Origin of the sequence: Mesorhizobium sp. NZP2234, from assembly GCF_013170765.1 — a bacterium.
GTDB lineage: Bacteria > Pseudomonadota > Alphaproteobacteria > Rhizobiales > Rhizobiaceae > Mesorhizobium > Mesorhizobium loti_D.
This window is the reverse complement of the sequence record NZ_CP033364.1, coordinates 2,279,966-2,306,894: the sequence shown is the minus strand read 5'-3', so window position 1 is coordinate 2,306,894 and position 26,929 is coordinate 2,279,966. Positions and strand designations below refer to the sequence as shown.

At 63.9% G+C, this 26,929-nt stretch carries 24 protein-coding genes and 1 pseudogene; 18 read left to right on the top strand and 7 right to left on the bottom strand.

Features of this window, described 5'->3' with window-relative positions; genetic code table 11:
- Window positions 1-201 precede the first annotated feature (201 nt).
- From EB230_RS11270 to EB230_RS11245, 6 genes are all read left to right on the top strand, one after another.
- Complete coding sequence (locus tag EB230_RS11270; RefSeq protein WP_056578056.1) at window positions 202-1,290, top strand: hypothetical protein; 1,089 nt, start codon at window positions 202-204, stop codon at window positions 1,288-1,290.
- Between the two features lie 40 nt (window positions 1,291-1,330).
- Entirely contained in the window at window positions 1,331-2,476 is a 1,146-nt protein-coding gene (locus EB230_RS11265; RefSeq protein ID WP_056578058.1) for a hypothetical protein, read from the top strand.
- Between the two features lie 24 nt (window positions 2,477-2,500).
- Complete coding sequence (locus tag EB230_RS11260) at window positions 2,501-4,411, top strand: AAA family ATPase (protein ID WP_172372311.1); 1,911 nt, start codon at window positions 2,501-2,503, stop codon at window positions 4,409-4,411.
- A gap of 219 nt (window positions 4,412-4,630) precedes the next feature.
- Complete coding sequence (locus tag EB230_RS11255) at window positions 4,631-5,929, top strand: DUF6638 family protein (RefSeq protein WP_172372310.1); 1,299 nt, start codon at window positions 4,631-4,633, stop codon at window positions 5,927-5,929.
- 103 nt (window positions 5,930-6,032) lie between these two features.
- Window positions 6,033-7,157: a DUF2333 family protein gene (locus tag EB230_RS11250; RefSeq protein ID WP_056578063.1), complete on the top strand. Its 1,125-nt coding sequence runs from the start codon at window positions 6,033-6,035 to the stop codon at window positions 7,155-7,157.
- Between the two features lie 304 nt (window positions 7,158-7,461).
- Window positions 7,462-9,141, top strand: a complete 1,680-nt coding sequence (locus tag EB230_RS11245) for a formate--tetrahydrofolate ligase (RefSeq protein WP_056578065.1) — start codon at window positions 7,462-7,464, stop codon at window positions 9,139-9,141.
- A gap of 67 nt (window positions 9,142-9,208) precedes the next feature.
- On the opposite strand, the gene EB230_RS11240 is transcribed toward EB230_RS11245, so the two are convergent.
- Entirely contained in the window at window positions 9,209-9,853 is a 645-nt protein-coding gene (locus EB230_RS11240) for a cysteine hydrolase family protein (RefSeq protein WP_172372309.1), read from the bottom strand.
- Between the two features lie 126 nt (window positions 9,854-9,979).
- Between EB230_RS11240 and EB230_RS11235 the strand changes: the two genes are divergently transcribed.
- Window positions 9,980-10,975, top strand: coding sequence for a helix-turn-helix domain-containing protein (locus EB230_RS11235; protein ID WP_056578070.1), 996 nt, complete (start codon window positions 9,980-9,982; stop codon window positions 10,973-10,975).
- A gap of 86 nt (window positions 10,976-11,061) precedes the next feature.
- Here the strand turns inward: EB230_RS11235 and EB230_RS11230 are convergent.
- Together EB230_RS11230 and EB230_RS11225 are read right to left on the bottom strand one after the other, a co-directional pair.
- A pseudogene (locus EB230_RS11230) lies at window positions 11,062-11,208 on the bottom strand (cytochrome b/b6 domain-containing protein); the annotation flags it as partial.
- Window positions 11,209-11,461: 253 nt separating this feature from the next.
- Window positions 11,462-12,019: a sugar O-acetyltransferase gene (locus EB230_RS11225; protein WP_056578073.1), complete on the bottom strand. Its 558-nt coding sequence runs from the start codon at window positions 12,017-12,019 to the stop codon at window positions 11,462-11,464.
- Window positions 12,020-12,158: 139 nt separating this feature from the next.
- Between EB230_RS11225 and EB230_RS11220 the strand changes: the two genes are divergently transcribed.
- Window positions 12,159-12,620, top strand: coding sequence for a DUF4126 domain-containing protein (locus EB230_RS11220; RefSeq protein WP_172372308.1), 462 nt, complete (start codon window positions 12,159-12,161; stop codon window positions 12,618-12,620).
- Window positions 12,617-14,008: an FAD-containing oxidoreductase gene (locus EB230_RS11215; protein ID WP_172372307.1), complete on the top strand. Its 1,392-nt coding sequence runs from the start codon at window positions 12,617-12,619 to the stop codon at window positions 14,006-14,008. Before EB230_RS11220 ends, EB230_RS11215 begins: the two co-directional genes overlap by 4 nt.
- A 3-nt stretch (window positions 14,009-14,011) precedes the next feature.
- Here EB230_RS11215 and EB230_RS11210 read toward each other — a convergent pair whose 3' ends face one another.
- Window positions 14,012-14,461: a MarR family transcriptional regulator gene (locus EB230_RS11210; RefSeq protein ID WP_056578077.1), complete on the bottom strand. Its 450-nt coding sequence runs from the start codon at window positions 14,459-14,461 to the stop codon at window positions 14,012-14,014.
- Window positions 14,462-14,631: 170 nt separating this feature from the next.
- Here EB230_RS11210 and EB230_RS11205 point away from each other — a divergent pair, with 170 nt between their 5' ends.
- The 3 genes from EB230_RS11205 (at window position 14,632) to EB230_RS11195 (ending at window position 19,506) form a co-directional block, all read left to right on the top strand.
- Window positions 14,632-16,995 carry a membrane-bound PQQ-dependent dehydrogenase, glucose/quinate/shikimate family gene (locus EB230_RS11205; RefSeq protein WP_056578079.1) on the top strand — a complete coding sequence of 788 codons (2,364 nt, stop codon included), beginning with the start codon at window positions 14,632-14,634 and terminating at the stop codon, window positions 16,993-16,995.
- A 166-nt stretch (window positions 16,996-17,161) separates the two neighbouring features.
- Entirely contained in the window at window positions 17,162-18,337 is a 1,176-nt protein-coding gene (locus EB230_RS11200) for an MFS transporter (protein WP_065005141.1), read from the top strand.
- Between the two features lie 113 nt (window positions 18,338-18,450).
- A complete protein-coding gene (locus EB230_RS11195) occupies window positions 18,451-19,506 on the top strand; it encodes a succinylglutamate desuccinylase/aspartoacylase family protein (RefSeq protein WP_056578365.1) in 1,056 nt (351 codons plus the stop codon).
- Window position 19,507: 1 nt separating this feature from the next.
- Here the strand turns inward: EB230_RS11195 and EB230_RS11190 are convergent, their stop codons facing one another.
- Window positions 19,508-20,278 carry an isocitrate lyase/phosphoenolpyruvate mutase family protein gene (locus tag EB230_RS11190; RefSeq protein WP_172372305.1) on the bottom strand — a complete coding sequence of 257 codons (771 nt, stop codon included), beginning with the start codon at window positions 20,276-20,278 and terminating at the stop codon, window positions 19,508-19,510.
- Between the two features lie 68 nt (window positions 20,279-20,346).
- Here EB230_RS11190 and EB230_RS32955 point away from each other — a divergent pair, with 68 nt between their 5' ends.
- From EB230_RS32955 to EB230_RS11180, 3 genes are all read left to right on the top strand, one after another.
- Window positions 20,347-20,472: a hypothetical protein gene (locus EB230_RS32955; protein ID WP_274534618.1), complete on the top strand. Its 126-nt coding sequence runs from the start codon at window positions 20,347-20,349 to the stop codon at window positions 20,470-20,472.
- A gap of 126 nt (window positions 20,473-20,598) precedes the next feature.
- The gene (locus EB230_RS11185) at window positions 20,599-22,788 is read left to right on the top strand and encodes an anthranilate synthase (RefSeq protein WP_172372302.1); all 2,190 of its coding nucleotides are present in this window, start codon (window positions 20,599-20,601) and stop codon (window positions 22,786-22,788) included.
- Between the two features lie 4 nt (window positions 22,789-22,792).
- On the top strand, window positions 22,793-23,740 hold the full coding sequence (locus EB230_RS11180) for a cation diffusion facilitator family transporter (RefSeq protein WP_281410920.1): 948 nt from the start codon (window positions 22,793-22,795) through the stop codon (window positions 23,738-23,740).
- Window positions 23,741-23,854: 114 nt separating this feature from the next.
- Here the strand turns inward: EB230_RS11180 and vapB are convergent, their stop codons facing one another.
- A complete protein-coding gene (gene vapB / locus EB230_RS11175) occupies window positions 23,855-24,052 on the bottom strand; it encodes a type II toxin-antitoxin system VapB family antitoxin (protein ID WP_172372297.1) in 198 nt (65 codons plus the stop codon).
- Window positions 24,053-24,072: 20 nt separating this feature from the next.
- Window positions 24,073-25,176 carry a hypothetical protein gene (locus EB230_RS11170; RefSeq protein WP_172372287.1) on the bottom strand — a complete coding sequence of 368 codons (1,104 nt, stop codon included), beginning with the start codon at window positions 25,174-25,176 and terminating at the stop codon, window positions 24,073-24,075.
- A gap of 95 nt (window positions 25,177-25,271) precedes the next feature.
- Here EB230_RS11170 and EB230_RS11165 point away from each other — a divergent pair, with 95 nt between their 5' ends.
- The 3 genes from EB230_RS11165 (at window position 25,272) to EB230_RS11155 (ending at window position 26,927) form a co-directional block, all read left to right on the top strand.
- Window positions 25,272-25,709: a DsrE family protein gene (locus tag EB230_RS11165; RefSeq protein WP_172372285.1), complete on the top strand. Its 438-nt coding sequence runs from the start codon at window positions 25,272-25,274 to the stop codon at window positions 25,707-25,709.
- Window positions 25,710-25,772: 63 nt separating this feature from the next.
- Window positions 25,773-26,555 carry an SDR family oxidoreductase gene (locus EB230_RS11160; RefSeq protein WP_172372282.1) on the top strand — a complete coding sequence of 261 codons (783 nt, stop codon included), beginning with the start codon at window positions 25,773-25,775 and terminating at the stop codon, window positions 26,553-26,555.
- Window positions 26,556-26,618: 63 nt separating this feature from the next.
- Window positions 26,619-26,927, top strand: coding sequence for a putative quinol monooxygenase (locus EB230_RS11155; protein WP_056578090.1), 309 nt, complete (start codon window positions 26,619-26,621; stop codon window positions 26,925-26,927).
- Window positions 26,928-26,929: the final 2 nt, after the last annotated feature.

The following is a 26,929-nucleotide window of genomic DNA, read 5'->3' as shown; positions in this document are numbered from 1 at the left end:
ATGAAAGTTCAATGGCAGTTGAACCAGCCCCGACGGACCGGCTAATCACGCCATGACCCCACGTGCATTGTCTTTCAAGGCCTTGGCGGATTCCTTTGTTTTCATGCGACCCTTGTCTTCACGTCTTTCAATCCCCGGAAGCCCCACATATATTCGCCGCTGTTCGCAACCAGCGACCGGAAGCCGATGCGGGAGGCCCCTATGGCGACATTGCAGAATTTCGACGCCGAAATTGCCAAGACCAAGCAGGTCGTCCAGGACATGCGAACCAAGATCGAGCAGTCCGGCACCGTGCTCGACACACTCGCCACCGCCGACAAGAAGATCGGCGACGCCAATTTCGACATCGAGAACGCCCGCATCGAGGATGTGCTGAAGCAGCAGAAGGTGATGGAAGGCAACATCGCCGACCTGATCATTGGCCTTGAGGACGCCACCAACGTCTTTGGCGCCGAGTTCGAGAGCATGAAGAACTATACCGGCTGGGAGAACTTCGTCGGCGTCTTCTCCAGCCAGCGCAAACAGCGCCTGCGCACTGACCGCGTGCGCAACATGTCGCTGGCCGGCAACCTGCAGGAACTTCTCGCCAAGTCCGACACCATCGTCGGCATCCTGAAGGCGCAGAAAGAGGTTCTCGACCAGCGCTACAAGACTTCCGAGACGAGCCTGTCGCAGGTGATCGAGCGCCGCAAGACCACCATGACCAACCTCGAAGCCGTGCAGAAGCGCATCGAGGAACTCAACCCGATGCTGCTCGACATCGAGAACAAGATCGCCGCCTCGACCAGCCAGAAGGACCGCACGCAGCTCGAGGGCGAACGCTCCAAGCTCGCCACCGAATACAATGAGAAGCAGGCCAAGGAGCAGGAACTGCTCGCCGAAAGCCAGACGCTGGAGCGCTATACCTCGATGTTCCAGACTTTCGTCGATTCGCTTAACAACCAGATCGCCGCGCAGTCGACGCTGATCAACAAGCTGACCATCGATACCGAGCAGCGCATCGTGCTCTACAAGGCGCTGGAAGATTCGCTGAAGACCGCGGCCCAACAGGACGTCGCCCACAAGATCAACACGCTGGGCAGTCAGGTCGACAATACGGCGGAAGAAACCATGGCCGGCATCGGTGCCGCCTCGCAGAAGCACATCGGCGACCTGCTCGAGATGCATGAGAAGAACATGGTCGCCAGCGCCGATATCCAGCGCCGCAAGAAGCTCGCCGACGACGCCTTTGCCCGCCGCTTCGACGAGGTGCTGAAGAAGCACAATTCGGCCAACTACGTGCAGTCATAATTGCCGCGCGCACCGGTGCGACAATCCCAGGGCTGACAGCATGACCCCCGAAAACGACGCGGCGGCGCGGTATTTCTCGGCAATAACGGCCGCGCTCAGCGGCCTTGAAGTGTTCATGCGCGACGACCGCTCGCCGCTCTACCGGCACGGCATCGTCGCCAAGATCGTTGCCGAATATATCGCCCGGCTCGACAAGTCCTTCTCCTGTTGGCGCAACCGGCTGGGCTTCATGGACACGTTCCGCATTTCGCGCGCCGAAAGCGGTTTCCCGGTGTTCCAGAACCTGCTCGAACTGGAGAACGACCGCCGGCAGGCTGATGCGCGCCTTGCCAACATCCCGTTGGCCGGCGAGCTGCGCGAGGAGATGGCCGACTTCATCCTGCGCCACAAGGAATTCCCCGAGGCGTTGCAGAAGTCGATGGCCGAGCGGCTCTACCTCGAGGACGTCAGGAGCGAGCAGACCTTCGGTCCCTTCACCCTGGCGCAGACCGCCAAGGTCTCCGTCAACCCGAAGACGGCACGGCCCTATTATCTCGTCCATTGGGCCACCTTCGACGGCAGCGCCAACCTGCCGCTGGTCTACATGGTGACGGTGGAGGATTCTTCTGAAAGCATGATCCGCCAGCTCGTCGACCGGGACGGCAAGCTCAACGAAAAGGTCGACATCCCGCTGCCGGTCGACGGCCTGCTCAATCCCGAGCTTGCGCACCGTTTCGACGATTTCACCGAGAAGAATTCCGCCTACACGCTGTCGCCGGCGACGATCGCGGTCAACCTCGACAAGGATTTCGAACCCCTGCACCCCAAGCAGTTGCGCCGTGTCGTGCTCGGCCCCTTCTATTCCGCGGGCATTACCGACAACAATTCGACGGTGACCGAGGTGCTGGCCAAGGTGCGCAAACCGGAAAACGCCTGGCTGCTGACCTGGACCATCCAGGAGGTCTACTCCAAGGGCGAGAAGCCCGGCCGCAAGGGGCTGTTTTCCAGCGAAAAGACGACGCAGGAATTCTTCATCAACACCGATGACCTGGAAGCCGCGCGCCAGGGCGTGTCGAGTTACGAGAACCACGCGCTGATCCCGCACGAGGCCTACCAGGCGCTCTACGCCGCCGGCGAGGCACAGAAGATCTTCGGCGGCTACAAGGTTCACATCCTGTCCAATGGGCAGGTCATCTCAGACGTCTGACCGTAACACCACGGAGCATCCTTCATGGACACCGGCCTGACCACCATCCCGGAAGCGGCTATCGAGAAGCACCGCGCCACCGCGCAGAGCTTCATCACCCGCATCGTCGTGCTGGAGGATCCTTCGCGCGAATCCGGCACGGCATTGGCCGGCACCAACCGCCGCTTCGTCTCCACCGTCTCGGTCGGCTCGGTACGCCGCACGCGCGAGGTCGAGCTGTCGAAGACCGTTGGCGCCGTCCATCCCGACGACCAGTTGCTCACCATCCCGCAGCATACGCTTCTGTTCCGCGCCCGGCGCGGCGCGGCAATCGCGCTCGCGATATCGGATGTCTTCGCCGAGGGGTCAGACCTCGAAAGCCTGCAGGCGAAAAACACCCGCGCCCCGCTCGAGGGCGACGAGGCGTCGGCCTTCAAGAAACTCCTGTCGGCCTCGGCCTACATCTCGGCTTTCAGCCTCGCCTCCTATCTGTTCCAGCTTATCGACAGCGACGGCGAGGCGCCCAACGACATCCCCGAGCCGGATTTTCTGTTCGACACGCCGCAGGATGCGGTGAAGTCGATCCTGGCCGGCCTCGACAAGGCGATAGCGGGCTCGAAGGACGATGCCGACCTGGTGACGCGGGCACGCGCCTTCGCCCGCGTCGCCATCGACGGGTTGCTGGCCCGCAAAGGCCGCTTCGACGGCATCGGCCCGTTCGAGAACGCCCATATCCGCATCGACGCCGACGACTTCACCCTCGACGGCTTCGACGTCGCGCCGGGCAAGCGCTCCAAGCCGCTGGTGATGACCTTCAAGAAGCCCGAAGAGGTCGTCGGCAACCACATCGCCAAGTACCAGTCGGTCAAGCTTGCCAAGATGCTGATGGCCTATGATTTCGAGCGCGAGTTGAACCCGTTCGTCGAGCTCGGCGGCTTCCTGTTCACCTTCATCGGCGACGGCGCGCCCGGCACCGGCAAGACGACGCTTATCCAGATGACCGCCGGTCTCGTCAACGGCTACTGCCAGGTCGCCGGCTATCCTTTCGCCTATGAGAATTTCGGCGTCGACCAGATCTCGTCCTACCAGGGCAAGTCAGGCCAGAACTGCCGCCAGTTCATCAACAATGTCTTGAACCCGCGCGTCATCGGCTTCGGCACCATCGACGACATCGACCAGGTGGCGGCACGCCGCTCCGACGACCGCGCCTCGGCCGGCCAGCAGGAGATCACCGGCGTCTTGATGGATGCCTTCGCCGGCGCGGCTACGGTGGTGCGCGGCAACTGCTCGTTCGGCATGTTCTCCAACTATCCCGAAAACGTCGATGATGCGCTGCGCCAGCGCGCCGGCGCCCGCTGGCTGGTCGACGGACCGCAGACCCGCGACGACTATATCGACATTTTCGTGCTGCTCGCCGGCAAGAACCACAAGATACCGCTCGGCGATCACGAACTCTACGCCGCGCAGGAGATCCAGCGCGCCGTTACCGAGGCTTATGAGGAACACGAGAAGCCGCGGGAAGACGGGCTGATGAAGGTCTATGAGCGCTACATGAAGGAAAATGGCGCGCCCAAGACGATGGCCGACATCGGCACCTACTTGCACCTGATCAAGGATGCCGAGCCACGCTTCACCGGTCGCGCCATCAAGAACGTCACCGACGCCATCAAGATGCGCGCCATGGACATCGAGCTTCCCGACGACTGGTTCGAGAAGCCGGAAGCCTTCATGCACAAGGGCTACGACGAGAAGAAGGCCATGATCGAGGAACTGCGCGGTCCGTTCTCGATGGACATGGTCATGCAGGAGATCAACCGCTACGCCGACAGCGAGTTCCGCTATTCCGACAAGTCCGACGACGCCGCCGTGGAAAAGCTGCTGCGCGACGCCCGCCTGCGCGAACGAGCCGCGCGCGAGATGGAGGAGATGAAGAAGAAGGGGCTGTGGAATGCGTGAGGTGAGCCCGCCTTCCCTTCTCCCCTTGTGGGAGAAGGTGTCGCCGAAGGCGACGGATGAGGGGTGTTCCAGCTTGGCGCCGACGGTACTCTGTGGCGCACCCCTCATCCGTCTCGGCGCTACGCGCCGATCCACCTTCTCCCACAAGGGGAGAAGGGAAGACCGCGCCCCTCATCCGTCCTTCGGGCACCTTCTCCCCGTAAGCGGGGAGAAGGAAAGGTGAGCAAAAAACCCGACCTCCTTCGCGACAACGAGCTGATCTACGGCCGGCTGCTGCCCGTCGACGAGCCGCATCTCATCCAGCGCTACAACAAAGCGCTGGCCGCCTTCGGCCTCAAGCCGACCAGGCTGAAGAGTTTCCAGATCGACCGCACGGGCTTCTCGCCCGAAGTGGCCGAGGAATGCGGCGACTATGATTATCTCGACCCCAACGAGGTCAATCGCCGCTTCATCATCCTGACGCCGTCGCAGATCGACCTGCCGGTGGTGCACACCGCCTTCTCCAACACCTCGCAGCTGATGTTCGAGTTCATGTCCAAGAACCAGCGTGCCATCGACGCGCTGACCATCAAGGACGTCATCTACGGCGAGATCGAAGACTCCGTTCCCAAGGTCAACGACATTGAGGACTTGCTGTCGATCAACCAGGTCGAGTTCAAGGTGCTGTCGGCGGAGGATGTGCTGGGCAAGGCCGCCGAACTCGGCAAGCTGGTCGACCGGCTGAAGCAGGAGCCGGATGCCTGGCGCGACAATGCCATGCTGACCCGCATGGTGGACCTGGCGAAGGTCTGCGGCGATATCCGCGAGAACGCGCTGGTGCCCGACCAGGTGATCTTCCGCCACAACGCCTACTGGACCAGCCATTTTGGCGGGCTCTACGTGTTCGTCGATCCCGACATGACGACGGTGATCAGCGATCCCGCCGCGCCGGGCTTCCGCCGCTCGCGGCCGTGGCAGGTGAGCTATCTCTCGATCAACGACGCCGACAAGGTGTTCAAGTTCCTGGCCAGCACCGGCCGCATCGAGTTGCCGCGCGCCTCCTGGATCGAGGCGTCCGGCTATCTCGAGCACCGGGCTGAGATGGTGGTGCGTGCGCTGATTCGCGACGCCGAGCCGAACCGCAATCTGACCGATGTCGACAAGGTCTGGCTGCAGACCTGGATCCAGAGCCACGCAGACCTGATCACCAGGGACGGCAACTTTCCCTTCCTCAACGCCGCCAAGCGCGAAATCGCCCAGCTTGGCCATCTCAAGATCGAGGATGTGTTCCCGCAACAGCGCTTCCTGGTGATCCGTGCCAAGCCGGACCATCCCGACGCCTGGCTGACCAACCGGCTGATCTCGGATTTCGTGCCGACCGACTTCGTCTCGCGCTATATCTTCAACAAGCAGGGCTTCTACAAGGACTATGAGGGCTTCAGCGACGCCTGGCGATCGCATGTTGTGGACGTTCTGAAAACCACATATTTGAAGGACAAGGTGGCGTTTCGCACACGCCTCTACGGCCTGACTGACTAGAACGAAATGAACCCGTCATTTCGTTCTGACTTATTGTTTTGGCGCATGATGTCATCCAAAAAGTCTGCAACTTTTTGGCATCATGCTGAGGGGTGACACAGCCATGCTCGATCCGATCGTGAACTTCTTCGTCCGGATTTTCCAATGGATCGGCCGCGGCATCGGCCTTTTGATCGGCGTCATCCTGTGGCCGTTCCTGTGGGCCGGGCGCTGGTACGCGCAGCGCGGCTGGATCCTCAAGGCGATGGTCGGCCTGGCCCTGCTGGTCTTGATCGGCCTCTACGCCAACTTCTTCTACGCCACCCAGTGGTGGAACAATTTCAACCCCGACTATCCGGACACCTACACTTTCGAGAAGCGCAATGTTTCCGCCGGTGAGCAGGTGGCCGCGGGCACCGGCACCGACACGGCCAAGACTTGCGGCAACTCGGGCATCGCCCAGGTGGCGGCGGACCTGACCGACTTCAACGTCAACCAGAATGCCTGGATCTCGTCGATGATCCTCTACAAGCTTGGCCTGTTCGGCATCGACTGGGACAACACGCCGTGGATGGACAACAAGGCCTCGTTCCAGCGTGGCATCAACCAGGCGGTGCGGCGCACGGCGACCGAGCTTGCCGACAATCTCGGCCGCGTGCGCACGACCTCGCAGATCGATGCCGACCTGCAGGATGCGCGCGGCAATCTGCAGTTCGACGAATACACCTGGTATTTCGGCGTGAGCCCGTTCGGTCCGAAGACGCCGACGCCGAGCTATTATCGTGACGCGGTGCGCAAGCTGCGCTCGTTCAACGCACGGCTGGCCACCTGCCAGGCCACCTTCGATGCCCGCGCCGACAATCTGAAGCAGTATATCGACCGCATCGCTTCGGACATCGGCTCCACCTCGGCCATCCTCAAGGAGCGCGCCGAGAACCACAACAATGGCTGGTTCGACACCCGCGCCGACGACCGTTACTGGTTCGCCTACGGCCAGCTATATGCCTACTACGGACTGATGAAGGGCGCCCAGGCCGATTTCGAGGACGTCATCAAGGAAAAGCACCTGCAGAGCCTGTGGGACACGATGGACGCGCAATTCGTCTCGGCCCTGCGCATCCAGCCCTTCATCATCGCCAATGGCCGCGAGGATGGCTGGCTGCTGCCCACGCATCTGACGACGATGGGCTTCTACATCCTGCGCGTGCGCTCCAACATGGTCGAAATCAGCAACGTGCTGACACAGTAGCGTTCGCCCGGCGATGGCGAATTTGCGCCGTCGCTTCTGTCGCATTCCGTGCATTGTGCGGCTGTTTTGAGACGGCGGAAGCGCCCCTGCTCTGGCTTCTATACGGCGCGGCAAGCGGAGCCAGAAGGAACCGAGAGCAGGTCGGCCGACCGCAGAGGAATTTTCTCTATAGGAAACATAGTTGCATGAAAGTTGACGCCACGGCAGCGACAGGGTTAGAACATGCCCGCGCTCCCGGTTCAAACCTGCTTGCGATAGAGATCAACCCCGTCCCCTCCACCGTCCAATCCAGAGGAAAGCCGTTATGGCCGAAGTGAAGTCCGACATCGAGATCGCGCGCGCCGCCAAGAAAAAGCAGATCCAGGAGATCGGCCAGAAGATCGGCATCCCGACCGAGCACCTGCTGCCCTATGGCCACGACAAGGCCAAGATATCGGCCGAGTTCATAAAGTCGGTGAAGGGCAACAAGGACGGCAAGCTGATCCTGGTCACCGCTATCAACCCGACCCCGGCCGGCGAAGGCAAGACCACCACCACGGTCGGCCTCGGCGACGGCCTCAACCGCATCGGCAAGAAGGCGATCGTCTGCATACGCGAAGCCTCGCTTGGCCCGAATTTCGGCGTCAAGGGCGGTGCCGCGGGCGGCGGCTACGCACAGGTGGTGCCGATGGAGGACATGAACCTCCATTTCACCGGCGACTTCCATGCCATCACCACCGCGCACAATCTGCTTTCGGCGCTGATCGACAACCACATCTACTGGGGCAATGAGCTCGGCATCGACACCCGCCGCGTGGTGTGGCGCCGCGTCATGGACATGAACGACCGGGCGCTTCGCGAGATCATCTGCTCGCTCGGCGGCGTCGCCAACGGTTTCCCGCGCGAGGCCGGCTTCGACATCACCGTCGCTTCGGAAGTCATGGCGATCCTGTGCCTTGCCACCGACCTGAAGGACCTTGAGAAGCGCCTCGGCGACATCATCGTCGCCTACCGCCGCGACAAGTCGCCGGTCTATGCCCGGGACCTCAAGGCCGACGGCGCCATGGCCGTGCTTCTGAAGGACGCCATGCAGCCGAACCTGGTGCAGACGCTGGAGAACAACCCGGCCTTCGTCCATGGCGGCCCGTTCGCCAACATCGCGCATGGGTGCAACTCGGTCGTCGCCACCACGACGGCGCTGAAGCTCGCCGACTATGTCGTCACCGAAGCCGGTTTCGGCGCCGACCTTGGCGCCGAGAAATTCTTCGACATCAAGTGCCGCAAGGCCGGCCTCAAGCCGGCGGCGGCCGTCATCGTGGCCACCGTGCGCGCCATGAAGATGAATGGCGGCGTCAAGAAGGAAGACCTCGGCAAGGAAAACATCGAGGCGGTGAAGAAGGGTTGCGCCAATCTCGGCCGTCACATCGAGAACATCAGGCAGTTCGGCGTGCCGGCGGTGGTTGCCATCAACCACTTCTATTCCGATACCGACGCCGAAATCCAGGCGATGAAGGACTACGTCGCCTCGATGGGCGAAGAGGCGATCCTGTGCAAGCATTGGGCCAAGGGCTCGGCCGGCATCGAGGACCTCGCCAACAAGGTGGTGGCGCTTGCCGAATCCGGTGCCTCGCAGTTCGCGCCGCTCTATCCCGATGCCATGCCGCTGTTCGAGAAGATCAACACCATCGTCCAGCGCATCTATCGCGGCTCGGAGGCGATCGCCGACAAGTCGGTGCGCGACCAGCTCAAGGCCTGGGAAGACGCCGGCTACGGCAATCTGCCGGTCTGCATGGCCAAGACCCAGTACTCCTTCTCGACCGACCCGAACCTGCGCGGCGCGCCGACCGGCCACACCGTGCCGGTCCGCGAGGTCAGGCTTTCGGCGGGTGCCGGCTTCGTCGTCATCATCTGCGGCGAGGTCATGACCATGCCCGGCCTGCCCAAGGCGCCGTCCTCGGAAAAGATCTTCCTCAACGAGGCCGGCCAGATCGAAGGCTTGTTCTAAAATCCTTCAATTCGAAATCGCAAAGGGCGCCGCGGCTATGCGGCGCCCTTTTTGTTTGCGGATAGTCCTACGCGGCGTTGCGCGCCAGCGCCCGCTGATTGGAGGCGTGGATCGTGTCGCGCTCCGGGAGGACACCGGTCTTCAGGCACTCGGCCCATTCGGCGGTCTTCAGCACCGAGGCGAAGCGCGACTGCAGAATGATCGTGACCACGCGGTGGATCTCCTCGGCCGAGGCATAGCCGGCGCTGTTGGCATAGGGAACCGAGCCTGTCGCATCGGACAGGAACTCGACGGCAAACCCCATATGCACGGCGTGGATGATGGTCGACAGGTCGCAATTATGCGTCATGGAGCCGACGACCGTGATCGTATCGATGGCATTGGCGCGCAGCCAGTCCTCGAGGTCCGTGCCGGTGAACGCCGAGGGCAGCATCTTCTCGACATAATGGTCGCGGCCGCGCCTGGCGATCTCCGGATGCAGTTCGCCGCCATGGCTGCCCTTGGCGAAGATCGGTGACGTCTCGGGGGCCATCTGCTTGATGACAACCACCTTGATGCCGGCGGCGGCCGCGGCGTCCATTGCGCGCGCGACATTGACGACGCTGTCGCGAAACGGCGGATGCTGGATAGCCAGGTTGCCGCCATCGTAGTCGTTCTGGACATCCACGACGACGAGTGCGCGGCGCGGTGTGGTGTTGGCTCTGTCGGACATGGTGTTTTCCTTCCGGCTTGAATGCGATGGGCTGAAATTAGACCGGTCGACAAGCGGCCAAAAGTGGCCCGATTGACATCATTCGAAAGAATTGGGACAATCAGGCTTCCCACACTGGAAACGCCCATGACCGCCCCGATCATTGCCGTCCTCGCCTTCGACGGCATCAGTCCGTTCCATCTCTCCGTGCCTTGCCTGGTGTTCGGCGCCGACCGCACCAGACTTGGCCTGCCGCGCTTTGATTTTCGCGTCTGCGGGGCCGAGGCAGGTATGATCGAGACGGATGCCGGGCTGAGTATCCTTGTCCCACATGGACTCTCCGCGCTCGACGACGCCGACATCGTCATCATCCCGAGCTGGAAGGATCTCGAAGCCCCGCTGGCCAGGCCGATCAAAGAAGCGCTGTGCCGCGCGCACCGGCGCGGGGCGTTGATCGTCGGCCTGTGCCTCGGCACCTTTGCCATTGCCGCGGCCGGCCTGCTATCGGGCCGGAAGGCGACCACGCATTGGGCCTATACGGACCAGTTGCAGGCCTTGCATCCCGACATCTCGGTCGATGCCGATGTGCTCTATGTCGATGACGGCGATATCGTCACTTCCGCCGGGGTCGCGGCCGGGTTGGATTGCTGCCTGCATATCGTGCGTGCCCGCTATGGCGCGGAGGCGGCACTGCGGCTCGCCCGGCACGTCGTGCTCTCACCGCACCGGCAGGGCGGGCAGGCGCAGTTCATCGAACGCCCCGTGGCAAGAAGCGCGAATGCCGACCGCTTCACCCAGGCGCTTGACGCGGTGCGCGCGACGCTCGGCGAAACGCACAGCCTCGACAGCGTCGCCGAATTGGCCGGCCTCACTCGGCGCACCTTCACCCGCCGCTTCCAGAAATCGATCGGCACCAGTTTTGGCGATTGGCTGACCAGCCAGCGCATCGAACTGGCGCAGCGGTTGCTGGAAGCCACGGAGAAATCGATGGATGTCGTGGCCTTCGAGGCCGGCTTCGGCAGCGCCACATCGCTGCGCCAGCATTTCGCCGCGAGGCTGAGGACATCGCCGGCGCAATACCGGCGGGAGTTTTCCAGGCGGGCCGATCAGGGCACGCGCGTGGCGCACGTCCTTTCATCCTGAACGGCAAAGGCGCCGTATCGATACGGCGCCTTTGCATTCCAACCGCCTGGATCAGGCAACGTCTTGCGACGATGGCGCACGCTTGCGCCCGTGATCATGGCGCGAACCAGAGTCTCGTGATGACGCAGGCTGGCCAGCAGCACGCCGCCGACATGAAGCCCGATCAGCACCAGAATACCATTGCCCAGGATCTTGTGCGTGTCCTCGACCCAGGCCACGCCCCACCAGGCATCGGCGAGGTTGTCGTGCGCATCGACGAGGACGCCCGGCTCAGTGTGATCAACCAAGGTCCGGTGGTTCCCGCCCCGGAGAGCTTGGTCAAAACGGTACGAACGCGGCGCGACTCGTGCGGAGGGGTCGGGCCTCGGATTGGCCATCGTCAACAAGATCCTGCAACAGATCGATGCGACGCTGGTCCTGTGAACTCGCCAGCATCCGGCCGGCAGGATGGTTTTGAGGCAACGATCCGGTTTCCCGCGGTGTACGTCAACGACGCTTGACCGGTCGCGCCGGATTGCCGACCACCGTCTCGTTCGCGGGCACATCGCGCGTCACCACGGCACCGGCGCCGACGATGGCGCCTTCACCGATGCTGACGCCGCCAAGGATGATGGCGCTGCCGCCGATCCAGGCATGGGCACCGATCCCGACCGGCCTGGCGATCTCAAGCCCCGCCTGTCGCCCAGCGGCTTCCTTGTGGTGCTCGGCGCAATAGATCTGCACATTGGGGCCAAGCAGCGTTCCCTTGCCGATGCGCACGCTTGCCGTGTCGAGTATGATGCAGCCGGCATTGAGGAAGACGCCATCATCGAGAACGATGTTGAAGCCATAGGCGCAGTGGAACGGCGCCTCGATGCGGGCGCCCTCGCCCACCCCGCCGAGCAATGCCTTCAGGCCTGGCCCGAGATTGCCGCGCTGCTTTGGCGGCAATGAATTGTGCTCGAACACGGCTTCGCGCGCCGTGACGCGCAGCGCCTCCAACTCGTCGTCGAGGCAAGTGTACCATTCGCCGGCCGCCATCTTCGCGCGCTCGCTTCTGGCCATGGCGTGGTCTCCCATCGACGTCTTTGAAATGCATGAGTTCGGCCGGCACAAAAGCATCAATCCGAGTACTGATCAAATATCGGACCTATGGTAGCCTGCCGTTTCGAGGCCGTTCTGGCCGATGATCGAGGGGATCAACATGCTCTTGCTTCTTGCACTTCTGATCGGCGTCATTGCCGGCCTGCGCGCCATGACCGCGCCGGCGGCCGTCGCCTGGGGCGCCTATCTCGGCTGGCTGCCGGTTGCCGGCACCTGGGCGAGCTTCATGAGCCATTGGGCGGCCGTCGGCATCTTCACCATCCTGGCCATCGTCGAGCTCGTCGCCGACCAGCTGCCGTCGACGCCAAGCCGCAAGGTGCCGCAGCAGTTCGGTGCCCGCATCCTGCTTGGTGCTTTCAGCGGCGCGGTGATCGGTGCGACCGGCGGTTCCACCATAGGCGGCCTGATCGCCGGCGCCATCGGCGCGGTCATCGGCACGTTGGGCGGCGCCGAAGCGCGCGGCCGGCTGGCGGCGGCCTTCGGCAACGATCCGCCCGCCGCCTTCATCGAGGACGCGGTGGCGATCATCGGCGGCCTGCTGATCGTGGCGGCGGTGGCATGACGGCCCAGAGCCTAAACGCAAAGACCTTCGACGCCATCATCATCGGCGCCGGCCAGGCGGGGTCGCCATTGGCGGGCCGCCTGGCCGCCGCTGGCATGAGCGTGGCGCTGATCGAGCGCAAGCTGGTCGGCGGCACCTGCGTCAACACGGGCTGCATGCCGACCAAGACCATGGTCGCCAGCGCCTATGCCGCGCATCTGGCGAGGCGTGCCGCCGACTATGGCGTCACGCTCGGTGGCCCTGTCGGTGTGGATTATCAACGGATCAAGGCGCGCAAGGACAAGGTGACCAACGACGCCCGCGGCAATCTGGAAACATGGATCGCCGGCATGAAAGGCTGCACGCTCTATCGCGGCCATGCGCGCTTCGAATCCGCCAACACGGTGCGCGTCGGCGACGAGGTTCTGACCGCCGAAAAGATCTTCCTGAACACCGGCGGCCGTGCCTCGGTGCCTGACCTGCCCGGCATTAACGACATCGACTACCTGACCAATTCCTCGATGATGGATCTCGACGTGCTGCCACGCCATCTCATCGTCGTCGGCGGCAGCTACATCTCGCTCGAATTCGCGCAGATGTTCCGTCGTTTCGGCTCTGACGTCACCGTCATCGAGAAGAGCCCGCGCCTGACCGGCCGCGAGGACGAAGACGTCTCGGCCACCATCCTGTCGATCCTCGAGAACGAAGGCATCGCGGTCCATGCCGGCGCCGACGGCATCGGCTTCGCCAAGCGAGGCAACGACATCGCGGTGACCTTCTCGGCCGGCAAGCAGCCGGCCGTCGGTTCTCACGTTCTGCTGGCGCTGGGACGCACCCCCAACACCGACGATCTTGGCCTCGACAAAGCCGGCGTCGCGGTTGACAGGCGTGGCTTCGTCATCGTCGACGATCAGCTGCGCACCAGCGTGCCAGGCATCTGGGCGATGGGCGACTGCAACGGCAAGGGCGCTTTCACCCATACCTCCTACAACGACTACGAGATCGTCGCCGCCAATCTGCTCGACAATGATCCGCGCAAGGTCAGCGACCGCATCGAGGCTTACGCGCTCTACATCGACCCGCCGCTCGGCCGCTGCGGCATGACCGAGGCAGCCGTAAGGAAATCCGGACGCCGCGCGCTGGTCGGCCAGCGGCCGATGACGCGCGTCGGCCGTGCCGTCGAAAAGGGCGAAACGCAAGGGTTCATGAAGATCCTTGTCGATGCCGACACGCGCGAGATCCTCGGCTGCTCGGTGCTCGGCCCGGGCGGCGACGAGGCGGTGCATTGCGTGCTCGACCTGATGTACGCCAAGGCGTCCGTCGACACTCTGGCCCGCGCGGTGCACATCCACCCCACCGTGTCGGAACTGCTGCCCACGATCGCGCAGGAACTGAAGCCGCTGGTCTGAAATCTATTCGCTATCCGGCCCGCTCAGCTTCGTCTCCAGCCGGCCGAGCAGCAGCAGCGCCCCTTTCAGCTCGTCGTCACCGACATCACTGAGCAGATCGGCGCGCAGCACCGCCAGCAGGCGCTCGATCTCGGTCACACGGCCGCGCCCCGCATCGGTGAGCGACAGGATCTTGGCCCGCCTGTCGGCGGCATCCTCGGTGCGCGTCACCAGCCCCTCCTCGACCAGCAGGTCGACGATGCGCACCAGGGACGGCCCTTCGAAACCGAGATGATCGGCGAGGACACCCTGGCGCCGATTGTCACCCAGCCGCGACAGCATCACCAGTGGCATGGCGGTGGCATGCGACAGACCGCAATCGTCGAGCGCCTTGTCGGCCGCGCGCCGCCAAAGCCTTGCGACTGATATAACCAGTTGGCCAAATCTGGCACGATCCGGGTCTTGCTTGGGCATGGCGAAAAAGATAACATGCTATTTATTAGGTTGCGATAAAATTCTTTTCCCTGGCGAAGCCCCAATCGCCAAGAACCGGAAGCCGACGACCGAGCTCCAAAGATCGCCCTGACGGCCCGTTCGGCCGCCGCGACCGCGAGGCGCCGCCCCGGAAAAGCGTGAGGACCGATATGTCGAAACAAGATTCCAACAGCTCTGGCGGCATCTGGCTGCTCGTGCTTTTCGGCCTGGTGCTGATGATCATCGGCCTGCCGCTGCTCTATGGCGGCGTCCAGCTCATCGGTCTTGGCGGCTCCTGGTATTACGCGCTGGCAGGCGCCGGCATCATCGTTTCCGGTTTCCTCTTCGCCTTGCGCCGGCGCGCGGGCTTCTGGCTCTACCTCCTCATCTTCCTCGCCACCATTGCCTGGGCATTGTGGGAGGCTGGGCTGAACTTCTGGCCGCTGGTGCCGCGGCTGGTCGCGCCAGCGGTGCTGGCGGTGATCGCCCTCCTGCTGGCGCCGCTGTTCCCGTCATCCGGCGGCGGCAAGCGCGGCCCGTTCGCCGTTGCCGGTGTCCTCGTGCTCGGCCTGATCGCCACCGCCGCCTACGCCTTCCAGCCGCATGGCGTGATCCGCGATACGGTCGCCGCCAGCGAAGCGCCGCCACTTGCCGCGGCCGCCTCCAGCACCGACTGGCGCCATTACGGCCGCACGCCCGCCGGTACGCGCTATGCGCCGATCGGCCAGATCAACAAGGACAATGTGAAGGACCTCAAGGTCGCCTGGACCTTCCGCACCGGCGACATACCGGTCAAGGGCGCCGAGGACCAGAACACGCCGCTGCAGATCGGCGACACGGTCTACACCTGCTCCTCGAAAAATGTCGTCAACGCGCTCAATGCCGAAACCGGCGAGCCGCGCTGGAAATTCGACCCGAAGGCTTCGGCGCCGCTGTGGCAGCGCTGCCGTGGCGTCAGCTACTACGAGCCGGCGCCCGAAGCCGCGGCCAGTGGCGCCCCAGCGGTCTGTGCCGGACGCATCGTCATGACCACCATCGATGCGCGGCTGATCGAGATCGATGCCAAGACCGGCCAGCCCTGCGCCGACTTCGGCCAGGGCGGCACCGTCGACCTCAAGCAAGGCATGGGCGAGGTGAAGGCCGGTTTCTATTTCCAGACGTCGGCGCCCACCGTCATGCGCGACCTGATCATGGTCGGCGGCTGGGTCTGGGACAATGTCGAGACCGGCGAGCCGTCCGGCGCCGTCAGGGCCTTCAACGCCAGGACAGGCGAGTTGGTATGGGCCTGGGACCTCGGCAATCCGGCGATCACCAAACTGCCGCCGGAAGGCCAGAGCTACACGCGCGGCACGCCCAACGTGTGGTCGACGCCGAGCTATGACGACGCGCTCGGCCTCGTCTATTTGCCGACCGGCAACGCCACGCCCGACTTCTTCGGCGCCGAGCGCAGCAAGGCGGCGGAGGATTACACCGCTTCGGTCGTCGCGCTCGACATCGCCACCGGCCGTGAGCGCTGGAAATTCCAGACCGTGCATCATGACCTGTGGGATTATGACCTTCCCTCGCAGCCGGCGCTCTATGACGTGCCCGACGGCAAGGGCGGAAAGGTACCGGCGCTGATCCAGGTCACCAAGCGCGGCCAGATCTTCATGCTCGACCGCCGCGACGGCAAGGCGATCGCCGAGGTGCAGGAAAAGCCGGTGCCGCAGGATGGCGGCGCCAAGGAGGATTTCCTGTCGCCGACCCAGCCCTATTCGGTCGGCATGCCTTCGATCGGCGATCAGCCTTTCACCGAGGCCAGCATGTGGGGCGCCACCCCGTTCGACCAGCTCTATTGCCGTATCGGCTTCAAGAAGCTGCGCTACGAGGGCGAGTTCACCCCTCCAGGTCCGACGCGTTCGCTGCAGTTTCCCGGCTATTATGGCGGCATGAACTGGGGCAGCGCCTCGATCGACGAAGCCAACGGCTACCTGATCGTCAACGATATCCGCATGCCGCAATTCGTCGAATTGCTGCCGCGCGCCGTGGCCGACAATTATGGCCCCTCGGCGGCGCATGACGGTCTGGGCACCCAGCTCGGCACGCCGTATGGCGCGCTCAAGAACGGCTTCATGTCGCCGCTCGGCGTGCCCTGCCACCAGCCGCCCTACGGCACGATCAGCGCCATCGACCTGAACACGCGAAAACTCGTCTGGCAGATTCCGGCCGGCACGCTGCAGGACACCGGCCCGCTCGAGATGAAGACCGGCCTGCGGATCCCGATCGGCATGCCGTCGCTCGGCGGCCCTGTGACGACGGCGGGCGGGCTCGTCTTCTATGCCGGCACACAGGACTACTATCTGCGCGCCATCGACGTCGCCACCGGCGAGGAGCTTTGGAAAGGCCGCCTGCCGGTCGGCGCGCAGGCAACGCCGATGACCTACACCTCGCCCGAAAGCGGCCGCCAGTTCGTCGTGGTGTCGGCGGGTGGCGCGCGTCAGTCACCCGATCGTGGCGATTACATCATCGCCTATGCCTTGCCGAAGGCGCCATGATCGGGAAAAGCTTGTTCCCCCAAGGCTGATCACCAACGAGGCGCTGCGGCGCCTCGTTTCAATCTGCTCCACGCTTTCTGCATCGCTGCAATGCAGCAATATACATTGCGCCCGGCACGGCTCCTCGCGCAGACTAAAAATTGAACCGATTCAGTCTGGACGTCCCATGCCCTTGCCGATCCTTGCGCTTGCCATTGCGTCTTTCTGCATCGGCACCACCGAGTTCGTCATCATGGGCCTGCTGCCGGAGGTCGCCGCCGACCTTCGCGTGTCGATCCCGTCGGCCGGCCTGCTGGTCACGGGCTATGCCTTGGGCGTCGTCTTCGGGGCACCGATCGTCGCCATGGCCACCGCGCATCTGCCGCGCAAGCCGGTGCTGGTCGGGCTGACGGCTTCATTCGTCGTCGGCAATCTGTTTTGCGCCATCGCGCCTGATTATTGGACGCTGATGGCGGCGCGTGTCTTCACCGCTTTTGGGCACGGCGCCTTCTTCGGCATCGGCTCGGTCGTTGCCGCGAGCCTGGTGCCGCGCAACAAGCGCGCCAGCGCCATGGCGCTGATGTTCGCCGGCCTGACGCTTTCGAACATTCTGGGCGTTCCCGCCGGCACAGCCCTTGGCGAAGCGTTCGGCTGGCGCTCCACATTCATCGCCGTGGTCGGCATCGGTCTGATCTCGGTCGCGGCCATCGCCTGGCTGGTGCCGTCCGATGTCACTGAGCCGAGCGGCGGTGGCCTGCGCGGCGAGTTGCGCGTGCTCGGCAGGTTGCAGGTCTGGCTGGCGATGCTGATCGCCTCGCTGGCCTCGGCCAGCCTGTTTGCCGTGTTCACCTACATCAAGCCCTACCTGACCGACGTGTCCGGCCTGTCGACCTCCGCCGTTACCTGGGTGCTCCTGTTGTTCGGCGCCGGCATGACGATCGGCAACATCATTGGTGGGCGGCTGGCCGACTGGAAGCTGATGCCGACCGTCATCGGCACGCTGCTGTTGATGGCGGTGCTGTTTGTCGGTTTCATGCAGTTCGGCGCCATCGCAAGTGTGGCCGTCGGCATCGTCTTCCTGTGGGGATTGCTCATCTTCGTCGTCGTGCCGCCACTGCAGATCCGCGTCGTCGAGGCGGCCTCGGAAGGGCCAAACCTTGCCGCCACGCTGAACCAGGGCGCCTTCAATGTCGGCAATGCCGGCGGCGCCTGGATTGGCGGCGTGGCCCTGTCGGCCGGCGTTTCCTACGCCAATCTGCCGCTGGTCGGCGCGGTGCTCGCCTTGCTGGCCGTCACCGTGGCAGTGCTGTCGCAGGCATTGGACCGGCGCGCGCCTGTCCCGCTCCAGGCTGCCGCGGAATAGACTTCTCTTCCGTCAGAGGGATGGAAAGCTTGCGCCCATAGCGCGGCCGGCTGGACCAATCGACATCGACAGCCTCAAATGGGCATGTCTTCTTGCTCTTGATGGAGGAAGTCATGCAGAAATCGATCGAACGCATCGCCGGTGACAGCGAAGGCGTTTCCTACGAATTCCCGGTATTCCGCTTCACAGGCGGCGACAAGGCGGCGCCCTCGGCCTATCTGCAGGCGGCACTCCATGCCGGTGAACTGCCAGGCGTCGTCGCCATCGACGCGCTGATGCCGGCGCTGAACAAGGCGGAGGCCGAAGGCCGCATCAAGGGCAGTATCACCATCGTGCCATGGGCCAACCCGATCGGCCGCGCGCAATATCATTTCGGCGAGCACCAGGGCCGCTTCCATCTGGGCACCCGCACCAACTTCAACCGCGGCTTTCCGCTGCTTGCGGCGCCCGACGCCAAGCTCTTGCCGGACACCTCGTTTGGCGGCGCCGACCAGCGGCTGAAGTCACGCCTGGTGCAGCTGTCGCTGGGCCACGACATCGTGCTCGACCTGCACTGCGATGACGAAGGTCTTGCCTATCTCTACGTCCACACCAGCCTGTGGCCGGCCATGGCCGATTGCGCCGCAGCCATGGGCGTCGATGCGGTCGTGCTGTGGAGCGAGGATACCGACGGCACCTTCGAGGGCGCTTCGATCATGCCGTACCAGAACGTTCCCGCCGATGTGGCCAAGTTCGACCGCCGTGTCGCCACCACGGTCGAGTATCGCGGCATCCTCGATGTCGATGGCGTCCTGGCCAAAGCCGATGCCGAAGGCCTCTACCGGCTGCTGGTGGCGCGCGGCGTGATCGCCGACAGCGCGCTCCCCGCACCCGGCCCCTTCACCGGCACCGTGGCCCCCCTGGAAAACATCGATATGATGCCCGCGCCCCGGGCGGGTGCTGTGCTCTATGACGTCAAGCCCGGCGACCGTGTCGCCAGGGGCACGCGCCTCGCCACCATCGTCCACGCGCCGGGCGAAGCCGATGGCCGCACGGAAGTGTTCGCGCCGCAGGACGGCATCATCCTGACCCGCCGCTCGCGCCGCATCATCCGCGCCGGCGAGGATCTTCTGAAGCTGGTCGGCGACAGGAAGAGCGCCGACGCAAGGTCGGGTACGCTCGAGGATTGACCTAGCCAGAAATGGCCAGCCGCGCCTTGGCCTCCAGCCATTCCGCCATCTGCCGGTAGGGCACCGGGCCATGGCTGATACGGGCGACGCCGAGTTCGGCCAGCCGCTGGCGTGGCGGCACATGCGCCAATGCGATGATGTTGACCGGCAGCGCCGTGGCCTTGCAGAGCGCGTCGATGAGGCCCTCGTCGCCGAGACCCGGCGCGAAGAAGCCGCTTGCTCCGGCCTTTTCATAGGCATGCGCCCGCTCGATCGCCTGGTCGAGCAGCGCCTTGTCATGCGCATCGGGCTTGGCCTTGAGGAAAATGTCGGTGCGGGCGTTGAGGAAGGCCGGGATACCGGAGGCCTTGACGGCAGCCGCCGCCGCTTCGACCCGCTTCACCTGTACGCCGATGTCGTGCAGGCCCGTGCCGCCAACGATCTGGTCCTCGAAATTGAAGCCGATGGCACCGGCCTGCAAGGCACGTGTCACCGTCTTGGCAACGACCTCCGGCTCGACACCATAACCGCCTTCGAGGTCCATCGTCACCGGCAGATCGACCGCCGCGACGATACGCCTGATGTTGTCGAGCGCCAGTTCCAGCGGGATTTTCTCGCCATCGGCATAGCCGAACGCTGCCGCGACCGGCCAGCTGCCGGTGGCAATGGCCTTGGCGCCCGCCTTCTCGACGATCTTCGCCGAGCCCGGATCCCAGGCATTGTAGAGAACGATCGGGTTGCCCTTCACGTGAAGGGAATGGAACGTCCGCGCGCGCTCGGCCTGTTCTGTCATCTGTGTTTCCCGTCTTTGTATTGTTGAAGGTCCAGCCTAGACGCGACCGCCGGCTCTGGCGATGTGCCATGAGCCTGGGAAGCGGCGGCCACCGAAGAGGCTTTTCAAATCAGTTGCGCATCCAGTTTTTCGCCGCTATGGATTTTGCCATGAACATGCGTTCGACCAAGACCATTTGGTGGTGGGCCTGCTGACAGCGGCCTGTTCGAACGCGCGTGCGTGAAAGAGAGGGTGGCCGCAACGGAAAGTCCGGGCGGCCATTTGTTTTTTGCGAAGCCAGTCCCGGGTCCGTTGCCCCAACAAGCCAGATGGAGACGGCAATGACGATGAAGGTTCTGGAAAACGGCGCTGAAAGCTTCGTGACCGCGGGTGGCATCACCATCACCCGCGAGCGCCACGACCGGCCCTATGCAGGCGCGATCGACACTTACGTCGACGGGCTGAATTCGCGCCGCGGTGCCGTGTTTTCCTCCAATTACGAATATCCCGGCCGCTACACGCGCTGGGACACGGCCATCATCGATCCGCCTCTGGTCATCTCCGCGCGCGGTCGCGCCATGCGCATCGAGGCGCTGAACGGGCGTGGCGAAGCGCTGTTGCCGGTTATCGGCAAGACGCTGGGTGGCCTTGCAGACGTCACCATCGCCGAGACGACCAGGAAGCTGATCCGCCTCGACGTCGCCAAACCGGGCCGTGTCTTCACCGAAGAGGAGCGTAGCCGCGTGCCTTCGGTATTTACCGTGCTGCGTGCCATCACCGCTCTGTTCAAGACGGTGGAAGACGCCAATCTCGGCCTCTATGGCGCCTTCGGCTACGACCTCGCCTTCCAGTTCGATCCGGTCGACTACAAGCTCGAGCGCAGGGAGAGCCAGCGCGACCTCGTGCTGTTCCTGCCTGACGAGATCCTGGTCGTCGACCATTATTCGGCCAAGGCCTGGACTGACCGCTATGATTATTCAGGCGAGGGTTTTTCAACCGAGGGCCTGCAGCGCGACGAGATCGCCGAGCCGTTCCAAACCGCCGACCGCATCCCGCCGCGCGGCGACCATGAGCCCGGCGAATACGCCAACCTTGTGCGGCGCGCGATGGACTCGTTCAAGCGCGGCGACCTGTTCGAGGTCGTTCCCGGCCAGATGTTCTACGAGCGTTGCGAGACGCAGCCATCCGAGATTTCGCGCAAGCTGAAGTCGATCAACCCTTCGCCCTATTCGTTCTTCATCAATCTGGGCGAAGGCGAATACCTGATCGGCGCCTCGCCGGAAATGTTCGTGCGCGTCAACGGCCGCCGTGTCGAGACCTGCCCGATCTCGGGCACCATCAAGCGCGGCGACGACGCCATTTCCGACAGCGAGCAGATCCTGAAGCTGCTCAACTCCAAGAAGGACGAATCCGAGCTCACAATGTGCTCGGACGTCGACCGCAACGACAAGTCGCGGGTCTGCGAGCCGGGCTCGGTGCGCGTCATCGGCCGCCGCCAGATCGAGATGTATTCGCGCCTGATCCATACCGTGGATCACATCGAGGGCCGGCTGCGCGAAGGCATGGATGCCTTCGATGCCTTCCTCTCGCATGCCTGGGCGGTCACCGTCACCGGCGCGCCGAAACTGTGGGCGATGCGCTTCATCGAGCAGAACGAGAAAAGCCCGCGTGCCTGGTATGGCGGCGCGATCGGAATGGTCAATTTCAACGGCGACATGAACACCGGCCTGACGCTGCGCACCATCCGCATCAAGGACGGCATCGCCGAGGTGCGCGCCGGCGCCACATTGCTCTTCGACAGCATCCCCGAGGAAGAAGAAGCCGAAACCGAACTGAAGGCATCCGCCATGCTCTCCGCCATCCGCGACGCCAAGACGGGCAATTCCGCCAGCACCGAGCGCACCACCGCGCGCGTCGGCGATGGCGTCAACATCCTGCTCGTCGACCACGAGGATAGTTTCGTCCACACGCTGGCCAACTACTTCCGCCAGACCGGCGCCAATGTCTCGACCGTGCGCACGCCGGTGCCGGAGGAAGTCTTCGAGCGGCTGAAGCCGGATCTCGTCGTGCTGTCGCCCGGACCCGGCACGCCGAAGGATTTCGACTGCGCCGCCACCATCAAGAAGGCGCGCGCCCGCGACCTGCCGATCTTCGGTGTCTGCCTCGGCCTGCAGGCGCTGGCCGAGGCCTATGGCGGGGAACTGCGGCAGCTGCACATTCCGATGCACGGCAAGCCCTCGCGCATCCGCGTCTCCAAGCCGGGCATCATCTTCTCCGGCCTGCCCAAGGAAGTCACCGTCGGCCGCTATCACTCGATCTTCGCCGATCCGGTGCGGCTGCCCGATGACTTCATCGTCACGGCGGAGACAGAGGACGGCGTGATCATGGCCTTCGAGCATCGCAAGGAGCCGATCGCCGCGGTGCAGTTCCATCCGGAATCGATCATGACGCTCGGCCACAATGCCGGCATGCGCATCATCGAGAACATCGTCGCCCATTTGCCGCGCAAGGCCAAGGAAAAGGCAGCCTGACGAAATGGCCGGAGCCGAGAACGCCATGACGATCGCGACGAAAGCCGCCGGCAAGCGTAAGGTCGCCAACCTTGCCTTCTGGTCGATCGTGATCGCCTTTGTCGTACTCGCGCTGAAGGTCGCCGCCTGGTACGTCACCGGCTCCGTCGCGCTCTATTCGGACGCGCTGGAATCCATCGTCAACGTCATTGCCTCGGTCGCCGCCTTCTGGGCGATCCAGGTCAGCTACAAGCCGGCCGACCAGGACCACCCGTTCGGCCATCACAAGGCCGAGTATTTCTCGGCCGTGCTTGAAGGCGTGCTGATCGTCGTCGCCGCGCTTTTGATCCTGAACGAAGTCTGGCGTTCCTGGCAGACGCCGGCGCCGCTCGAGCAGCCCTGGAAAGGACTTGCCATCAATGGCGTCGCCACCGCCATCAATGCCTTCTGGGCCTGGACGCTGATCCGCGTCGGCCGGGCCGAGAAGTCGCCGGCGCTGGTCGCCGACGGCAATCATATCATGACCGATGTGGTGACCTCGATCGGCGTCTTCGGCGGCCTGGTCGGGGCGATCCTGACCGGCTGGCAGATTCTCGATCCGGCCCTTGCCGTCCTTGTCGCGCTCAACATCCTGTGGCAGGGCTGGCACGTCATCGGCTCGTCGATGAACGGGCTGATGGACCGCGCCGTCGACACGCAGGAACATATGCGCATCCGCGACATCATCTCGGCCAACTGCAAGGGCGCGCTGGAGGTGCACGACCTGAAAACCCGCATCGCCGGCCGCGCCACCTTCATCGAGTTCCATCTGGTTGTCGACGCCGACATGTCGGTCGGCGCCAGCCACGTCATCTGCGACCGCATCGAGGACGCGCTGAAAGCCGAAATCCCCTCGGTGCGCGTCACCATCCATGTCGAGCCCGACGATGAGGCGAAGCTGCCCAAGGGTACGACCGCCGTGCCGTTTGCGTGAGGCGATTCCTGGTACGACCTTGGAAATTTAGCCGAAGCCTCTCGACTTCGTCATCCACGGGCGGAGCAGGAGCGAAGCTCCGTCGCGAAGACCCGAGGATGACGAGGCGATAGCTTAGAAGGCCGCCTCGACAAAATCATCGTCAAGCGGTCCAGTCAGACGGTCGAGCCAGTCCCAATCCTGCGCAAGCGGTTCGAGAACGACCGCTCGGCCCTCGCGGCGGATTGAAACCTCGCTGGTTTCGAAACGATATTTCTTCGGCAGACGTACCGCTTGCGATCGGCCAGACCAAAAGACCTTCGCCTTATCCATTTGCGCTCCTCCATCCGAGCTCAAGGCGCGCAGGCCGATTGCGGCATAGGCTCCAGCCGATAGACCTTGTCGTCCGACTTCGTCTTGCCGTCGGCGGCCTTCGAGCACAGATCGACGATCGCCAGGCTGCTATTGGGGTTGGCCAGCATCATCATGCCGTTGGCGCCGCGCTTGAGGAAGATTTCCTTCTGCGCGATGTCACAGGCAAAATCGCTCATCTTCGAGCTTGCCGCGCAGCGCCACTGGTCGGCCTCGCCCTGGCACGAATAGGTCTGCGTGACCTTGGTGCCATTCTTTCTGGTCGTCACTGAGACGGCAATGTCGGCGCCGTCGGGCCAGTTGGCGGCGTCGCCCCCTGAGGCGAAGGATGCCAGTTCCACAGGCCCGCGGAACACCCGGATCGACTGCGTCAGCTGATTGGGGTGCGAACTCATATGCGCTGCGTCGTAGTCCCGGCCATAGCAGAAGGGCTGGTCTGGCTTCAGCCGCACACGCAACGGGTCCCCGAGCGCCGGATCGATGGGGTCGATGCGTGCGAACTCGGCCTTGCAGGTCGCGGCCGGCATCGGGTCGAGGCGGAAATTGTCATCCTCCGAGCCGAGCGCCTGGCGGTTGTATTCCGCCTTGCCAAGCTGCTCCTCCGAGTCCGGATCGAGGTAGATATCGGAGGACAGATCAGAAAGCAGCAGCCGGCCCTTGTCGTCGACCTTCAGCGAGGCCAGCGTACGGTCGCAATCCATGCCGCAGCGGATCGGGCCTGATGTGCCGTCCTCGGATTCATGATTGCACCAGCCGCCGGCCCATTCCGGCGCCTTGGCGCCACGCACCGTGGTGGAGAGAAAGCCATTATAGGACGTGTCGGCGTTTGCCGTGGGCTCTTCGTTCGGCCGGCTGACCGGGTCATGGCCGTAGTAGAAGAAGATCCGCGCCACCTTCTGCTTTGGATGCGCCTTGAGATGGGCCGCGTCATAGACCCGGCCGAAACAGGCATCCGCCCCGTTCGGGCTGAGTTCCCTAAGTTTAAGCGTGTCGCCGGCGACAGCCGTGGCCGAAAACAAACAGAGCAGCACCACGCCAAATCCAGCGCCCGCAATTGTCTTCCAGTCCCCTGCCCTGAACGTCATGTGATCCCTCCTCGCATCGACAGGACGTAGCGTCAATTTATGCTAGTATTGCGTCCGGAGCTACGCAAATCGGGGTGAAATTGGAGAAGGAAGCCATGCGCCGGCGTGACATGTTCCGCGCGGTTCTTGCCGGAACCGGAACGTTTCTTGGCTTGCGGGCGGTGCGGGCGGCGGCCACCGAGCCCGCCAGGCTGAAGGTCGCCTATCACCTGAGCGATGTGGACAAGGTCAATTTCGTGCTCGGCAACATCAAGAACCACTATGAGGGCACCGGCGGCAATGTCGACATCGTGCTGGTCGTGCATGGCCCGGCCCTGGCCGCCTTCAAGTCGAAGGGCATATCAGCCGCGGTCTCCGGCCGCTTCGACGGCCTGGTGCGGCAGGGGCTCGAGCCGCAGGCCTGCGCCAACACCATGCAAGGCATGGACATTTCGCTCGCCGACCTGCTCGACGGCTTCCATGCCGCCGACAAGGGCGGCGTCGTCAAGCTCGCGGAACTGCAAAGCCAGGGCTATGCCTATCTCCGGCCATAGTGCACAGTCTCGACCATGGGACCTGGAACGGCAGCTCCCGTTGAACCCTCCGGAGGACCGACAGTGCCCACCACGACCGCGCTTACCATTCCCGATCTCGCCGGCAAGGCGGTGCTGGTCACCGGCGCCTCGACCGGCATAGGCGCGGCACTCGCACTGGCCTATGCCGCCCAGAAATCCAAGGTGGCGCTGCATTACAATTCGAGCCAAGCGGCCGCCGAGAAACTGGGCAAGACCATTCGCGACAGCGGCGGCGAGGTCTTCCTCGTCCAGGGTGATTTTTCCCTGCCCGCCGACGTCGAACGCGTTGTCGAGGACAGTGCGCGGCATTTCGGCCGTCTCGACGGACTGGTCAACAACGCCGGCGGCATGCTCGGCCGGGTGCCCTACGCCGAGCAGACCGAAGCGCATTACGACGCGGTGATGGACCTCAACGCGCGCTCGGTGCTGACCGCCTCCCGAAAGGCAATCCCGTGGCTGAAGAAGCAGGGCGGCTTCATCGTCAACACCTCCTCGATCGCCGCGCGCAATGGCGCGGGCGGCGGTGCCGGTCTCTACGGGTCGGCCAAGGCCTTCGTCTCCAATGTGACGCGCGGCATGGCCAAGGAGCTGATCGGCTTCGGCATCCGCGTCAACGCCGTGGCGCCTGGCACCATTCTCACCCCGTTCCACGAGCGCTATTCGACCGAGGAGCAGATCAAGGGCATGGTCGCCACAATTCCGCAGGGGCGGGCCGGCACGGCGCAAGACTGCGTCGGCGCCTATCTGTTCCTCTCGTCCGATCTCTTGAGCGGCTACATCACTGGCCAGGTGATCGAGGTGAATGGCGGCCAGTTGATGCCGTGACCGGGCAATTGCATACTGGTGACCCATATACTCTTGTCGGAGACTTCAAAGGGAGGCGAAGGAATGTATGGACTGATCGGCAAGATGCGGGCGGCGCGCGGCCAGCGCGACGCGGTCATGGATGTGCTGCGTGACAGCACCGGCGCCTTGCCGGGTTGCCTCAGCTACATCATCGCCACCGATCCGGCCGATGCCGATGCGATCTGGGTCACCGAAGTGTGGACCGACGCCGAAAGTCACAAGACTTCACTGCAGCTTCCGGAAGTCCAGGCGGCCATCGCCAAGGCCCGACCGTTCATCGCCGGCTTCGAGTTCCAGGTGGAGACCCACCCCGTCGGCGGCTTCGGGTTGGTCGACGGTAAGACGGGCTGAGC